The sequence below is a fragment of the Citrobacter sp. 50677481 genome, from assembly GCF_001463265.1.
Classification (GTDB): domain Bacteria; phylum Pseudomonadota; class Gammaproteobacteria; order Enterobacterales; family Enterobacteriaceae; genus Citrobacter_A; species Citrobacter_A sedlakii.
The window spans coordinates 64099-79006 of the sequence record NZ_LNHZ01000061.1 but is presented as its reverse complement, the minus strand read 5'-3'; the positions used below and the strand labels follow the sequence as shown (position 1 = coordinate 79006).

The following is a 14908-nucleotide window of genomic DNA, read 5'->3' as shown; positions in this document are numbered from 1 at the left end:
GCTTTAACGTGAGTGGAATACTGACGCGTTGGCGACAGTTAGGTAGACGCTATTTCTGGCCGCATCTCTTATTAGGGATGGTCGCGGCGAGTCTTGGCCTGCCTGCGCTCAGCAATGCCGCGGAACCCAACACGCCAGCTAAAGCGGCGGCCAGTCGCCACGATCAACAGGTCAGCGTTAATTTCAGCCAGCTTGCTTTGCTGGAAGCCTCCAACCGTCGGCCTAATTTTACTGTCGATTACTGGCATCAGCACGCCATCCGCACCGTTATCCGCCATCTCTCCTTCGCCATGGCGCCGCAGGCATTGCCCGTGGTCGAAGAGCCGTCGCCGCTTCAGGCGCATCATTTAGCCTTACTGAACACGCTCAGCGCGCTGCTGACTCAGGAAGGTACGCCCGCTGCGACTCCGCAGCGCGTCGCGTACGCCCATTTCATGCCGCTGGCCGTCTTTACCGTTCCTGCCTGGATAAGCCAGGCGCAGGGTATTCGTGCCGGTCCTCAACGCCTCAGCTAAAAACAGAAAACCTTCCTCTGATAATTATGACTCCGCTGTGCGGGGCGTTTGAGATTTTAATATGCTAATCAAATTGTTAACTAAAGTATTCGGTAGCCGTAACGATCGCACGCTGCGTCGTATGCGTAAAGTGGTCGGCGTGATCAACGCCATGGAACCGGAAATGGAAAAACTCACCGACGAAGAGCTGAAAGCCAAGACCGGAGAGTTTCGTGCGCGTCTCGAGAAAGGCGCTAGCGTGGAAAGCTTGATCCCGGAAGCGTTCGCCGTGGTGCGTGAAGCGAGCAAGCGCGTATTCGGTATGCGTCACTTCGACGTGCAGTTGCTCGGTGGTATGGTTCTGAACGATCGCTGCATCGCAGAAATGCGTACCGGCGAGGGTAAAACCCTGACCGCGACGCTGCCCGCCTACCTGAACGCGCTGAGCGGAAAGGGCGTACACGTGGTGACAGTGAACGATTATCTGGCGCAGCGTGACGCCGAAAACAACCGTCCGCTGTTTGAATTTCTCGGCATGACCGTCGGCATTAACCTGCCGGGTATGCCTGCGCCCGCCAAGCGCGAAGCCTACGCCGCTGACATCACCTACGGCACCAATAACGAATACGGTTTTGACTACCTGCGTGACAACATGGCGTTCAGCCCTGAAGAACGCGTCCAACGCAAACTGCACTATGCGCTGGTGGATGAGGTTGACTCTATCCTGATCGACGAAGCGCGTACTCCGCTGATCATTTCCGGTCCGGCTGAAGACAGCTCGGAAATGTACAAGAAAGTGAACAAAATCATCCCACATCTGATTCGTCAGGAAAAAGAGGACTCCGACACCTTCCAGGGTGAGGGACACTTCTCGGTGGATGAAAAAGCGCGCCAGGTTAACCTGACCGAACGCGGTCTGGTGCTGATTGAAGAACTGCTGGTAAAAGAAGGCATTATGGATGAAGGCGAGTCGCTGTACTCTCCGGGCAACATCATGCTGATGCATCACGTTACCGCCGCGCTGCGCGCTCACGCGCTGTTTACCCGCGACGTTGATTACATCGTTAAAGACGGTGAAGTCATTATCGTTGACGAACACACCGGGCGTACTATGCAGGGGCGTCGCTGGTCTGATGGTCTGCACCAGGCGGTTGAAGCCAAAGAAGGCGTGGACATCCAGAACGAGAACCAGACGCTGGCTTCGATTACCTTCCAGAACTACTTCCGTCTGTATGAAAAACTGGCCGGTATGACCGGTACGGCAGATACCGAAGCGTTCGAATTCAGCTCCATTTACAAGCTCGACACCGTGGTGGTGCCGACTAACCGTCCGATGATCCGTAAAGATATGCCGGATCTGGTCTACATGACCGAAGCGGAAAAAATTCAGGCCATCATTGAAGATATTAAAGAGCGTACCGCAAAAGGCCAGCCGGTGTTGGTGGGGACCATCTCGATTGAGAAATCGGAAGTGGTGTCTAATGAACTGACGAAAGCGGGCATCAAACATAACGTCCTGAACGCCAAGTTCCACGCCAACGAAGCGGCTATCGTTGCCCAGGCGGGGTATCCGGCAGCCGTGACCATCGCGACCAACATGGCGGGTCGTGGTACGGATATCATGCTGGGCGGCAGCTGGCAGGCGGAAGTCGCCGCGCTGGAAAATCCGACGCCAGAACAAATTGCGCAGATCAAAGCAGACTGGCAGGTGCGTCATGATGCCGTACTGGCTGCGGGCGGTCTGCATATTATTGGTACAGAGCGTCACGAATCCCGTCGTATCGATAACCAGTTGCGCGGTCGTTCGGGCCGTCAGGGGGATGCGGGTTCTTCCCGTTTCTACCTGTCAATGGAAGATGCGCTGATGCGTATCTTCGCCTCTGACCGCGTGTCCGGCATGATGCGTAAGCTCGGCATGAAACCGGGTGAAGCCATCGAGCATCCGTGGGTAACCAAAGCTATTGCTAACGCCCAGCGCAAAGTGGAAAGCCGTAACTTCGACATTCGTAAACAGTTACTGGAATACGATGACGTTGCTAACGATCAGCGTCGCGCGATCTACACCCAGCGTAACGAACTGCTGGATGTCTCTGATGTGAGCGAAACCATTAACAGCATTCGCGAGGATGTGTTTAAAGCAACCATCGATGCTTACATTCCGCCGCAGTCGCTGGAAGAAATGTGGGATATCCCTGGCCTGCAGGAACGTCTGAAAAATGACTTCGACCTGGACATGCCGATCGCGGAGTGGCTGGATAAAGAGCCGGAACTGCACGAAGAGACCCTACGCGAGCGCATTCTTGCGCAGGCTATCGAGGTGTATCAGCGTAAAGAAGAAGTGGTCGGCGCTGAGATGATGCGTCACTTCGAAAAAGGCGTGATGTTGCAGACGCTCGACTCCCTGTGGAAAGAACACCTGGCGGCGATGGACTATCTGCGTCAGGGTATCCACCTGCGCGGCTATGCGCAGAAAGATCCGAAGCAGGAATATAAGCGTGAGTCCTTTGCGATGTTCGCCGCGATGCTGGAATCGCTGAAGTATGAAGTGATCAGCACGCTGAGTAAGGTCCAGGTACGTATGCCGGAAGAAGTGGAAGCGATGGAGCAGCAGCGTCGCGAAGAAGCGGAACGTCTGGCGCAGATGCAACAGCTGAGCCATCAGGACGACGATAGCGCGGCGGCGGCTGATCTGGCAGCGCAAACCGGCGAACGCAAAGTTGGCCGTAACGATCCGTGCCCGTGCGGTTCCGGCAAGAAATACAAACAGTGCCATGGCCGCCTGAGCTGAGCCCAGGCATCATTGCCGGGTAACGCTACGTTTATCCGGTTAACGGTAAGTGACCAACAAAAAGGCGCGGGAGACTGCGCCTTTTTTATGGATGCGACAAGATGAAAACACTGCACATCGCGGTCGGGATTATCCGTAATCCGCAAAATGAAATTTTTATCACCCAGCGCGCCGCTGATGCGCATATGGCGAATAAGCTGGAATTTCCCGGAGGAAAGTTTGAAACGGGTGAAACGCCGGAGCAAGCCCTGAGCCGGGAGTTACAGGAAGAGGTGGGGATTACCCCGACGACCGTCACGCTGTTTGAGAAGCTGGAATATCAATTTCCGGACCGGCATGTCACCCTGTGGTTCTGGCTGGTGGAAGCCTGGCTGGGAGAGCCGTGGGGCAAGGAAGGTCAACCAGGCAAGTGGGTTGCTATTGAGGCGCTCAGGGAAGATGATTTTCCACCCGCTAACGAAGCGGTCATTGCGAAGCTAAAACACGCTTTTCAGGGGTGAACACTTTTGTAGGCCGGATAAGCACACTGAATTGCGCCATCCGACCTCCAGGCGACGGTTACTGTTTTTCTTCGCTCCAGTCGTCGCTGTCTGACAAATCGCCGCTGCTCGGAATGCGTTTTTCCTCGGCGGCCCATTCTCCCAGATCGATTAACTGACAGCGTTTACTACAGAACGGGCGAAACGGGCTAATCTCGCCCCAGACGACCGTTTTACCGCAGGTAGGGCAGTTGACGGTGATCGTTTCTGACATTTTTACTCCTTAACAGCAAGCCAGCTCAAAATCGAGGCGCTCAGGTACCACGCCGTGTTCGCTATCAAGCGGCATAAAACGAATGGCAAAACGGCTCTTGTGACCGGAAATTTGCGGATAAAGCAGAGATTCGAACGGCAAATTGAGACGCAGTAAATCAGCATCTTCGCCGTTATCCTGATAAAAACCGTTCAGGCTGGTCTGTTTGCGGAACGGCGCGGAGTTGCGAATGAGATCGAGGATCAGCGTCAGCGCCTGGTTTAGCGGATTCAGGCTGGCAAGCCAGGCATCCACTTGTGCGTCACGCTGAGCCTGTGGCAAATGCAGCCACATGTGCAGCGTGGGTAAATCAAAGCTGCAGCAGCCGCCAGGAATGCTCAGGCGCTGGCGAACCAGCGCAATTAACCGATCTTCGCGTAAAAACTGCCCGATACGCGGCGCGGAAATCAAAACAGTTCCCGTCGTTTTTAGCTGCTGGCGCAGTGCTTCAATACGGCTTTGATCGACGCCGGGTACTTCTATCCATGCCTGAAGTTTACGCTGCTGGCGTTCAAGCTCTTTCAGCAATTCTGTACGCACTTCCCCGCGTTCGAACACGTCCAGCAAGTCCCCGACATTGCGAAAAAAATGCAGTGCGTCCGCATGGGTGGCGATGGGGAGATTAACCGAAAGTTGTTGAATTAAAAACTCAATGCGCAGCCATGTACGCATTTTTTCATTGAGCGGGTGTTCAAAAAGGACGTGGGTGTGCATTACGGTTTTTCCTGTGAGACAAACTGCGACGCAAGCTGTAAATACAGCGCGTGCAGGCGAGCGACATCCGACCTGATGGACTCTGGTGCGCCGTTATTATCAATAACATCGTCTGCCGCGGCAAGGCGCGCTTCACGTGTTGCCTGGGCGGCGAGAATCTGTTCGGCATGTGCGCGGGTAACATCGTCGCGCTGCATGGTGCGTAAAAGCTGCGTCTCGGGCGTCACGTCGACCACGAGAACGCGGTTCGCTTTGGTCGTCAGGCCATTTTCAACCAGCAGAGGAACAACCCAAAGTACATAAGGGGATGTTGCCTGCTGAAACTGGCGCTGCGTCTCATGCTGAATAAGCGGGTGCAGCAGGGCATTTAGCCAGACTTTCTCGTGCGGATTGGCGAAGATCCGCTCGCGTAGCAGACGACGCTGTAGCCTACCGTCTGCGTCGAGTAACGCCTGACCGAAGTGGTCGGCAATAGCGGCCAGCGCGGGCTGGCCAGGCTCGACGACCTGGCGGGCAATTATATCTGCATCAACAATCTGAATTCCGAGGTCAGCGAACGCGTTGGCGACGGTACTCTTGCCGCTGCCAATGCCGCCCGTTAAGGCCACTGTATACCTCATAAGCTCAGTTCCCGGTCATTTATTTTAATAATCAATTGGTTGAATATTGATCGCATCAGAGTGAAATGGCGCTAAAGCTGTCCCGCCTTTCACCAGGTAAATTTATGGGATTGTAGCGTAAAAAAAGAGAATTTCGCAGTCTTGCGCGGCACTGATTAGTGCGTATGATAGCGTCACTGGAGTTGCGCTCTCATACTTATAGCCCTTAACCCCAGGAATCCGCACATGCGTATTGAAGAAGATCTGAAGTTAGGTTTTAAAGACGTTCTTATCCGCCCTAAGCGTTCTACTCTTAAAAGCCGTTCCGATGTTGAGCTGGAACGTCAGTTTACCTTCAAACACTCAGGTCAGACCTGGTCTGGCGTACCTGTCATTGCCGCCAATATGGATACCGTCGGGACGTTCGAGATGGCGACCGCGCTTGCCTCATTCGATATTCTGACCGCCGTCCATAAGCATTACTCCGTTGAAGAGTGGTCCGCGTTTATCGGTGAAGCGCCTGCCAACGTGCTGAAACACGTGATGGTCTCTACCGGTACTTCTGACGCGGACTTTGAGAAAACCAAACAGATTCTGGCATTAAGCCCTGCGCTGAACTTTGTCTGCATTGATGTGGCCAATGGTTACTCTGAGCACTTCGTTCAGTTCGTGTCAAAAGCGCGTGAAGCCTGGCCGACGAAAACGATCTGCGCCGGTAACGTTGTGACGGGCGAGATGTGCGAAGAACTGATCCTCTCCGGCGCCGATATCGTCAAAGTCGGGATCGGGCCGGGGTCTGTCTGCACCACGCGCGTCAAAACCGGTGTTGGTTATCCGCAGCTTTCTGCGGTGATCGAATGCGCTGATGCGGCGCACGGTCTGGGCGGAATGATTGTCAGTGACGGCGGTTGCACTATGCCAGGTGATGTGGCTAAAGCCTTTGGTGGCGGCGCTGACTTCGTGATGCTCGGCGGTATGCTGGCAGGGCATGAAGAGAGCGGCGGCAAGATCGTTGAAGAAAATGGCGAGAAGTTCATGCTGTTTTACGGGATGAGTTCCGAATCGGCCATGACCCGTCACGTTGGCGGCGTTGCACAGTACCGTGCAGCGGAAGGCAAAACCGTTAAGCTTCCTCTGCGTGGCCCGGTGGAAAACACAGCCCGTGATATCCTCGGCGGCCTGCGTTCTGCCTGCACTTACGTTGGCGCATCGCGTCTTAAAGAACTGACCAAACGCACGACCTTTATCCGCGTACAGGAACAGGAAAACCGCATTTTCAACAGCCTGTAATCCTTTCCGTTTGTCGGATTAGGCATGAATGCCTAATCCGGCTTTGAGTTCTGTTCCCGCTCTTCAATCGCTTCAGCCTACTGTGCTCATCGCATCCCCCAGATGGAATATCGGCAGATACATGGCAACCACCAGCGTGCCAATAATTAACCCCGTAATGACCAGCAAAGCAGGTTCCAGCAATGCGGCGAGACTGTCGGCCAGCGCCAGCGTGTTCTCACTATGATGCCGGGCAAGATTATGCAGCATCGTGTCCAGTGAACCGGAAACTTCGCCTGTTCTAATCAGTTGCAGGCACAGCGGGCTGAAGACTTGCGCATTTTGAAATGCCTGCCAGACCGGAAGACCGTGACTGATATCACGCTGGACTTGCGCCAGTCGCTGGGACCAGTAGGGACATTGCAGGCTTTCCCGTACGCTCTCCAGCGCCGGTAAAAATGCGATCCCTGCGCGTTGTGTTAACGCGAGAATGGTAAAAATCTGCGTGAGTTTTTGCCCCCTGAGCAGGCGACCCATTACCGGTATGCGCAGCAGCCAGCGCTGGCGCGTTATCAGCCATGAGGAACGGTGCTTCACCGCGCTGTTTGCCGCAATGACTCCGCCGCTCAGCAGTAAAATCAACCAGCCCTGGTTTGCACTCCAGTCGGCGAACGTGATGATCCCCTGCGTCAGCGCCGGTAGGGGCGTGTTGAAGGTCCGGTAAATGGCGGCAAACTCGGGTAAGACAAAGTGCAACATGGCCAACACCACAAAGAAAGCCATCGCCAAAATGATAAAGGGATAACGCAACGCTTTCTTGATCTTATCGCTTAACTGTTTGTGGGCGTTTTGCTGCCGGGCCAGTTCGAAGCAGCATTCGTCGAGCTTTCCGGTCAGTTCACCGGTGCGAATCATCGCCTGATACAGCGGAGGAAAAACATCTGGCCATTGCGCCAGCGCGCTGGAGAGGGGCGTACCCTGCTCCAGTTCGTGCGCCAGGCTCTGCAACAGCGCTTGCCACTGTTTTCCCGGTTGTTGTCCGGCGAGAAGCGCCAGCCCGTCGGAGAGCGTCAGGCCCGCCTTCAGCAGCGTGGCGAGTTGATGAATCACTTCCGAACATTTCCCGGCGCGCCACAGCGCGCGGTTAACGCGCAGCGGCTTCACGCGCAGTGGCGTTATCTTGCGCTGTTCGAGCGCCAGCAGCAGTAAAGCCTGGCTTTCGGCCCATAATGCGCCCTCGCCAGGTAAGCCATCGCTGTCAATGCCTTGCCATCGCCAAAGCGTTTTACTGCTCATTGGGCATTCCCAGAATGCGTACCAGCTCTTCAAAGGTCGTTAACCCCTGGTCGACGGCGCGGCAGCCGCTTTCAAAAAGCGTGAGCATACCGGCTTGTCGGGCATAACCTTCCAGTGCTTCAACGGGCGCGCCACTGGCGATGTGCTGGCGCAGTTCAGCGGTAACGGGTAGGACTTCAAACAGCGCCGTACGCCCATAAAAGCCATGATAACAGTGCTCGCAGCCTACCGCCTGCCAGCGCGGCAACGCGGTTGGGCATAATGTCTGCGGCAAACGGATCGGGTCGTTAGTCAGCCGTCGACAGTGAGGGCAGAGCTTTCTGACCAGCCGTTGCGCCGCCACAAGATTTAAGGCGGAGGAGAGCATCCAGCGCGCCACTCCCATTTGCTGCAAGCGGATCAGTGCCTCGCAGCTGGAGTTGGTGTGCAGCGTGGAAAGCACCAGATGACCCGTTTGCGCGGCTTTAATGGCGATTTCGGCTGTTTCGCCGTCGCGGATCTCTCCGACCATAATGACATCGGGATCCTGGCGTAACAGCGCCCGTAAGACGCCCTGAAAGGTGAGCCCCGCACGCGGATGGATCTGCGTCTGGTTGATGCCGTCCAGCGGGATTTCCACTGGATCTTCAACGCTGCACAGATTCACCTCCGTGGCGTTTCGCATCTGGAGAGCGCTGTACAGTGTCACCGTCTTTCCGCTGCCCGTCGGTCCGGTCACCAGCACCAGCCCCTGGGGTTGTTGCAAGGCATGAATGAACGCCGAAAGCTGCGAGTCGTGCATCCCCAGGGCGGTGACATCCAGCGCCTGACTAACCTGGTGCAACAAACGCAAAACAACCTTTTCGCCATGACGACAGGGTAACGTGGCGATACGAAACGAGACGGTGGAACCGGCCAGCCCGACGGTGAACTGCCCATCCTGCGGCAGGCGGTGTTCAGCAATATCCAGTTGACCTAACACCTTCAGGCGGGCCGTCAGGGCTAATCCCGTTTCTTTGGCGACAGTGGGCAGGTTGTATAACACCCCGTCAACACGCAGTCGAATGCGGAAATGGTGTTCCGCAGGCTCAATGTGGATGTCGGATGCGCGTTTAGTCATCGCCGCCTGAAGGGTTTTATCCAGCAATGCTGCCGCGCTGAGGCTGGCTTCCGGTACGACCGCAGGCAGCGTTTGTGGCGGATGATGCAAATGCCCTTCCATTTGCTGGCGTGTCCAGCAGGCGATCTCAATGCGTTTTGTCGTCGCAAAATGCAAAGCGTCAAGCAGTTCATGAGACGGCGCGTCCACGACGGCGACGTGTACCACGTCACTGTCTGCATCAAGTAAGATGCCGTTATGACGCTGACAAAGGGCGGTAAGTTGAGTGGTATTCATCGCTGCTCCTTAGTTGCCGTCAAAACGAAAAACATCTTCACAAGCCTGCTGTAACGCACCGTCATTCTGAATAGTGCAGTTACGCGTCCAGCCCGTAATGCCGTTTGCGTTATCCCAGTTCGGCGTCATCGTGACGCTCAGACCGTTCAGGCTCTCCTGACCACTGAGTGATACCACGCCCTTCGCCACGCTCATTCCTGAGACATAGCGCGTTGTAGTGGGTGAGGGGATGCCGTTGCTTCCGCCATCGCAGGTGACGATGCCGCCATGTTCAAGCGCGCACAGTTCGACTGCAGTGCGGTAAGGAATAAATGTTTGCAGCATGTCCGTTAGCGCGGCCTTGCGCAGATAGTTTTGGTACGCCGGAATGCCGATGGCGCTGAGAATGGCGATAATGCCGATGACCACCATCAGTTCGATCAGGGTAAATCCACGTTGTTTATCCATTGTTCGCTCCTTGAGTCAGTGGCGGTCACTTTGGCAAACGGGATAAAGGCACGCGAGCATCAAAAAGAGAAACGGGAATCAGGGTTCAGAGGAAGTTGTCAGCGTTTCATCACAGGACAAGGTATTTACGAGGCGGCTCGAGAAAAGCGCCAGACAGGCCCGGTGAGCGACAGCGTCACCGGGCAAAGAGGGTTAACGGAAACGCATCGAAAGGTCCAGCGCGCGCACGTGCTTAGTGAGCGCGCCGACGGAAATGAAATCGACACCGGTTTGCGCAAATTCGCGCAGCGTCTTGTCCGTCACGTTGCCGGAAACTTCCAGTCGCGCTTGCCCGTTGGCGCGTTTAACCGCTTCACGCATCTGCTCGGTTTCAAAATTATCCAGCATGATGATGTCTGCGCCCGCTTTCAGCGCTTCATCCAGCTCATCAAGATTTTCAACTTCGACTTCCACCGGCACATCCGGGTGCAGCCAGAAGGCTTTTTCCACCGCCTGACGAACGGATCCGGAAGCAATAATGTGGTTTTCTTTGATTAAAAAGGCATCGGAAAGGCCCAGGCGGTGATTGGCGCCGCCGCCGCACAGCACGGCGTATTTCAATGCGGTGCGCAGTCCCGGCAGCGTTTTACGTGTGTCCAGCAGTTGAGTTTTGGTCCCCGCCAGCAGTTCGACATATTTACGCACTTCGCTCGCGACGCCGGAAAGGGTTTGTACGAAGTTCAGCGCGGTACGCTCACCCGTGAGCAATACCCGGGAAGGACCGTCCAGCTCGAACAGCGGTTGATTCGCGAGGATGCTGTCGCCGTCATCGACGTGCCAGGTAACAGTGACATCATCGCCAGCCAGCTGAATAAACACTTCTTCCACCCAGCGTTTGCCACAAAAAACGCCATTTTCACGCGTGATAACGGTCGCGTGAGAGCGGGTATTTTCCGGCAAAAGTTGCGCCGTAATGTCGTTGCCGGCATCCACTTCGCCACCTAAATCTTCGCGCAGCGCCTGGGCGACAGTGGCAGGGATATCCAGATTAATGCGTTCCAACAGCGCGTCACGTCGGTAGTCAGGGTTATAACGGCGAGGCGGCATGATAAAACTCCAAATTGCTAACGAATCATAAGGTAGAAACATGCTACTCTGAAGCGGCTATAAGCACCACTCAAAAGGAGATACTGCATGTTGTTAGACAAGGGCTGGCTGGCAGAGGCGCGGCGCGTCCCTTCTCCTCATTATGATTGCCGCCCGGATGACGATCATCCTTCTCTGCTGGTGGTGCACAATATCAGCCTGCCGCCCGGCGAATTTGGCGGCCCGTGGATCGATGCGCTATTCACTGGAACAATTGATCCCACCGCTCACCCCTTTTTTGCGGAAATCGCGCATCTTCGTGTTTCCGCACATTGTCTGATTCGCCGTGACGGTGAAATCGTTCAGTATGTTCCTTTCGATAAACGCGCGTGGCACGCTGGCGTTTCCCGTTACCGGGGTCGCGAGCGGTGCAATGATTTTTCGATTGGCATTGAGCTGGAAGGCACCGATACGCTGGCCTACACCGATGCGCAGTACCAACAGCTGGCGGCCATTACGCGCACGCTGATAACGTATTACCCGGCGATTGCCGATAACATAACCGGACATTGTGATATTGCGCCTGATCGCAAGACCGATCCCGGCCCCGCTTTTGACTGGGCGAGGTTTCGCGCTCTGGTCACCCCCTCGTCAGATAAGGAGATGACATGACGCTGTTTACGACTCTACTGGTGCTGTTTGTTGAGCGCCTGTTCAAACTGGGAGAGCACTGGCAGCTCGATCACCGCCTGGAAGCGTTATTTCGGCGCATTACGCGTTTTTCAATGGCGCGTACGCTGGGGATGACGTTTATTGCGATGGCGGTCGCATTCCTGCTTTTACGCGCGCTTCAGGGGCTGTTGTTCAATGTGCCGACGATTTTGGCGTGGATCCTGTTGGGGCTGTTGTGCATTGGCGCCGGGAAAGTGCGGATGCATTACCACGCCTATCTCCAGGCGGCTTCGCGCGATGACGCCCACGCCCGTAAAGCAATGGCCAGTGAGCTCACCCTGATCCACGGCGTCCCGCCGGATTGCGATGAGCGCGAGTTTTTACGTGAACTGCAAAACGCGCTGCTGTGGATTAACTTCCGTTTCTATCTTGCGCCTCTGTTTTGGCTGATCGTCGGCGGTCAGTGGGGTCCGGTGCTGCTGGTGGGCTATGCTTTTCTGCGCTCATGGCAGTCGTGGCTGGCGCGTTACCTGACGCCGCATGAGCGTTTGCAGTCGGGTATTGACGCCATTCTTCACGTGCTGGACTGGATCCCGGTGCGCCTGGCAGGCGTGGTTTACGCCTTGATCGGGCACGGAGAGAAAGCGCTTCCTGCGTGGTTTGCCTCGCTGGCCGACATGCATACCGCGCAGTACCAGGTGTTAACCCGACTGGCGCAGTTCTCGTTGGCGCGGGAACCGCATACCGATAAGGTCGAGACGCCGAAAGCGGCAGTATCGATGGCCAAGAAAACGTCGCTGGTGGTGGTAGTGGCGATCGCTTTCCTGACCATTTACGGGGCGCTGGTGTAGCGGATTGAGTGGCCGGCGTACAGCGCTTATCCGGCCTACATTGCCCGACAGCGTAGCGCCGCCGGGCTGCGTGTCAGAGAGTATCCGCGGGCGGAATACCAAAATCCGGCATTCCGTTTTCGTCCCAGCGAACCAGCTTCAGACGGGTATGACGGTTGGGATCGTAGAGCGGATCGCCCTCGATTTCGGTGTAGTTGCGCGCGTGATATACCAGCACATCTTCCCCTTCCGGCGTTTGCGTAAAGCTGTTATGCCCCGGCCCGTATTGACGATTTTCATAGCTGGTGGCAAAGACCGGACGCGGCGATTTATGCCAGTTCGCCGGGTTTTTCGGATCGGCGTTCATATCAATCCATAAAAGCCCCATGCAGTAGTTCTCGTCCGTTGCGCTGGCGGAGTAGCTAATGAACAATCTGTCGCCATGCGTGAGCGCCGCCGGGCCTTCATTGACCCAAAATCCCCGACATTCCCAGTCATACTCCGGTTTGCTGAGCATCACAGGTTCGCCTTTAATGGTCCACGGGTTTTCCATTTCGGCAAGATAGATGTTGGAGTTACCGGCGATATGCGGGGATTTTTGCGCCCACAGATACCACTGTTTTCCCTGATGATGAAAGGTAGTGGCATCGAGCGCAAACGTGTCAAACGGCGTTTTGATCTGGCCTTTTTCGTACCAGACGCCAGTGAGCGGGTCGGCATCCGCACATTCCAGCGCGTACATCCGGTGCTGGAACATCCCCAGTTTGTCGAGCGCCTGGGTATGGGCAGCGGCGAAATAGATATACCACTTACCGTTGATGCGGTGAATTTCCGGCGCCCAGATCAGCTCGCACATCGGGCCGGTTTCCGGTTTACGCCAGACGATAACCGGTTCCGCGCTGCGCAGGCCCTCCAGGGTGTTCGCCCGTCGGATTTCCAGCCGATCATATTCCGGCACCGAGGCAATAAAGTAGTAGTCGCAGCCGTCTCGCAGAATAAACGGATCGGCGCGTTGCTCAATAAAGGGGTTTGGCCAGTCTTGCATTAGGCTTTCCTTACGCTTTCAGCGGCTTTCAGTTCCTGATATTCGTTAAGCTCGCGGTAATTGGTGCGGCGCTTTTCCAGATCGTCCTGTATGTGTTTCATCAGTTCACGGTCGACTTTCAGCAGACGAACCACGCCCGCGGTAATGAGATAACCGACGCCCGGGATCACCGTAAACAGCAGTACGATGCCGTTGATTGCCGTGTCGCTCTGGGTTTTCGCGCCAGCGTCATAGCCATACCAGGAGAGCAGAAAGCCTACCATCGCCCCGGCGATCGCCAGGCCCAGCTTCAGGAAGAAGAGATTACCGGAGAAGCTGATGCCGGTGATACGTTTGCCGGTTTTCCATTCGCCGTAGTCGTCAACGTCCGCCATCAGCGACCAGTGCAGCGGCGACGGGATCTGATGCAGAATATTCAGCAGGAAATAGAGCACGACAATCAACGCGGTGGCTTTCGGGTCGAAGAAGTAAAACGCGCAAGAGAAGAGGGCCAGCGCGATGTTGGTCCAGAAGAACACTTTCAGCTTGCACCAGCGGTCGGTCAGCACTTTCGCCAGCATACTGCCGATCATCATGCCAACCACGCCCAGGCTGATAAACAGCGTGGCGAAGTGGGTGCTTTGTCCCATCACCCAGGTCACGTAGTACATGGTCGCCGCCATCCGAATGAAGCCCGGGCAGACATTGCACAGCGTCAGCAACAAAATGCGCACCCACTGATCGTTTTTCCACACGTCTTTAAAATCGTTTTTCATGTCATCGTGGGTGGGAACGGCAGGGCGGACGCGTTCGCGAACGGTGGCAAAGCAGAACAGGAACATACACATGCCGATAATCGCCAGCACGGTCATCGCCATCTGGTAGCCTTTGGCTTTGTCGCCGCCACCAAACCAGTCGACCATTGGCAGCAGCGTAAGCGACAGCAGCAACGTCGCGATACCGACTAACACAAAGCGATAAGACTGGCAGGCCACGCGTTCTTTAGGATCGTTGGTGATCACGCCGCCTAACGAGCAATAGGGAATATTGATGGCGGTATAAGTGATCGACAGCAGGAAATAAGTGACAAACGCATAGATAACCTTGCTGTTATACGTCCAGTCTGGGGTGGTGAACATCAGGATACTGAACAGCGCATAGGGGAAAGCGATCCACAGCAGCCAGGGGCGGAAACGACCATATTGACTTTGGGTGCGATCGGCGATGGCGCCCATCACCGGGTCGGTGACCGCGTCAATGACGCGCACAGACAGTAACAGTACGCCCACCAATGCGGGTGCCAGACCAAAAATATCCGTATAAAAATAGTTAACAAACAACATGATGGCACCAAAGATGATGTTACATCCGGCGTCGCCCATGCCATAACCAATCTTCTCTCGTACCGAAAGTTTACCCTTTTCCATTGAGACGTCTCCCCATCAGGTGATGGAGTGAATTATTCGTCTGCGAGTGAATAATTGCGTTGCAGGATAGCGCCGCTGATATGGACGAAATAGCTATTGGCAGGAAAGTGTGAAGC

15 protein-coding genes are annotated in these 14908 nt (G+C 55.4%); 6 read left to right on the top strand and 9 right to left on the bottom strand.

The window, feature by feature from the left end; all coding sequences use genetic code 11:
* The first annotated feature begins 8 nt into the window (after positions 1–8).
* The 3 genes from secM to mutT all read left to right on the top strand — a co-directional run bounded on the left by secM (position 9) and on the right by mutT (position 3782).
* A complete protein-coding gene (gene secM / locus APU02_RS16935) occupies positions 9–515 on the top strand; it encodes a secA translation cis-regulator SecM (RefSeq protein WP_042290039.1) in 507 nt (168 codons plus the stop codon).
* Positions 516–576: 61 nt separating this feature from the next.
* Positions 577–3282 carry a preprotein translocase subunit SecA gene (gene secA / locus APU02_RS16930; RefSeq protein ID WP_042290036.1) on the top strand — a complete coding sequence of 902 codons (2706 nt, stop codon included), beginning with the start codon at positions 577–579 and terminating at the stop codon, positions 3280–3282.
* 101 nt (positions 3283–3383) lie between these two features.
* Positions 3384–3782, top strand: coding sequence for an 8-oxo-dGTP diphosphatase MutT (mutT, locus tag APU02_RS16925; protein WP_060570727.1), 399 nt, complete (start codon positions 3384–3386; stop codon positions 3780–3782).
* A gap of 58 nt (positions 3783–3840) precedes the next feature.
* Here mutT and yacG read toward each other — a convergent pair whose 3' ends face one another.
* The 3 genes from yacG to coaE are packed head-to-tail and all read right to left on the bottom strand — an operon-like array spanning position 3841 to position 5408.
* A complete protein-coding gene (yacG, locus tag APU02_RS16920; protein WP_042290032.1) occupies positions 3841–4035 on the bottom strand; it encodes a DNA gyrase inhibitor YacG in 195 nt (64 codons plus the stop codon).
* 9 nt (positions 4036–4044) lie between these two features.
* Positions 4045–4788 carry a cell division protein ZapD gene (gene zapD, locus APU02_RS16915; RefSeq protein WP_042290030.1) on the bottom strand — a complete coding sequence of 248 codons (744 nt, stop codon included), beginning with the start codon at positions 4786–4788 and terminating at the stop codon, positions 4045–4047.
* Positions 4788–5408, bottom strand: a complete 621-nt coding sequence (coaE, locus tag APU02_RS16910) for a dephospho-CoA kinase (protein ID WP_060570726.1) — start codon at positions 5406–5408, stop codon at positions 4788–4790. The genes zapD and coaE overlap by 1 nt, the downstream gene beginning before the upstream one ends.
* Positions 5409–5633: 225 nt before the next feature.
* Here coaE and APU02_RS16905 point away from each other — a divergent pair, with 225 nt between their 5' ends.
* A complete protein-coding gene (locus APU02_RS16905) occupies positions 5634–6677 on the top strand; it encodes a GMP reductase (RefSeq protein WP_042290026.1) in 1044 nt (347 codons plus the stop codon).
* Between the two features lie 72 nt (positions 6678–6749).
* Here the strand turns inward: APU02_RS16905 and hofC are convergent, their stop codons facing one another.
* From hofC to nadC, 4 genes are all read right to left on the bottom strand, one after another.
* Positions 6750–7952, bottom strand: a complete 1203-nt coding sequence (hofC, locus tag APU02_RS16900) for a protein transport protein HofC (protein ID WP_060570725.1) — start codon at positions 7950–7952, stop codon at positions 6750–6752.
* Positions 7942–9327, bottom strand: coding sequence for a type II secretion system protein GspE (gspE, locus tag APU02_RS16895; protein ID WP_060570724.1), 1386 nt, complete (start codon positions 9325–9327; stop codon positions 7942–7944). The genes hofC and gspE overlap by 11 nt, the downstream gene beginning before the upstream one ends.
* A gap of 9 nt (positions 9328–9336) precedes the next feature.
* On the bottom strand, positions 9337–9774 hold the full coding sequence (gene ppdD / locus APU02_RS16890; protein ID WP_042290020.1) for a prepilin peptidase-dependent pilin: 438 nt from the start codon (positions 9772–9774) through the stop codon (positions 9337–9339).
* A gap of 192 nt (positions 9775–9966) precedes the next feature.
* Positions 9967–10860 (bottom strand): carboxylating nicotinate-nucleotide diphosphorylase, encoded by an 894-nt coding sequence (gene nadC / locus APU02_RS16885; protein WP_060570723.1) that lies wholly within the window; start codon positions 10858–10860, stop codon positions 9967–9969.
* Between the two features lie 87 nt (positions 10861–10947).
* On the opposite strand from nadC, the gene ampD reads away from it, so the two are divergent.
* Both ampD and ampE read left to right on the top strand, forming a co-directional pair.
* On the top strand, positions 10948–11511 hold the full coding sequence (ampD, locus tag APU02_RS16880; RefSeq protein ID WP_060570722.1) for a 1,6-anhydro-N-acetylmuramyl-L-alanine amidase AmpD: 564 nt from the start codon (positions 10948–10950) through the stop codon (positions 11509–11511).
* Positions 11508–12362 carry a beta-lactamase regulator AmpE gene (gene ampE, locus APU02_RS16875; protein WP_060570721.1) on the top strand — a complete coding sequence of 285 codons (855 nt, stop codon included), beginning with the start codon at positions 11508–11510 and terminating at the stop codon, positions 12360–12362. Before ampD ends, ampE begins: the two co-directional genes overlap by 4 nt.
* Positions 12363–12435: 73 nt before the next feature.
* Here ampE and APU02_RS16870 read toward each other — a convergent pair whose 3' ends face one another.
* Together APU02_RS16870 and APU02_RS16865 are read right to left on the bottom strand one after the other, a co-directional pair.
* A complete protein-coding gene (locus APU02_RS16870) occupies positions 12436–13386 on the bottom strand; it encodes a family 43 glycosylhydrolase (protein WP_060570720.1) in 951 nt (316 codons plus the stop codon).
* A complete protein-coding gene (locus APU02_RS16865; RefSeq protein ID WP_042290006.1) occupies positions 13386–14792 on the bottom strand; it encodes an MFS transporter in 1407 nt (468 codons plus the stop codon). Before APU02_RS16865 ends, APU02_RS16870 begins: the two co-directional genes overlap by 1 nt.
* Positions 14793–14908 lie beyond the last annotated feature (116 nt).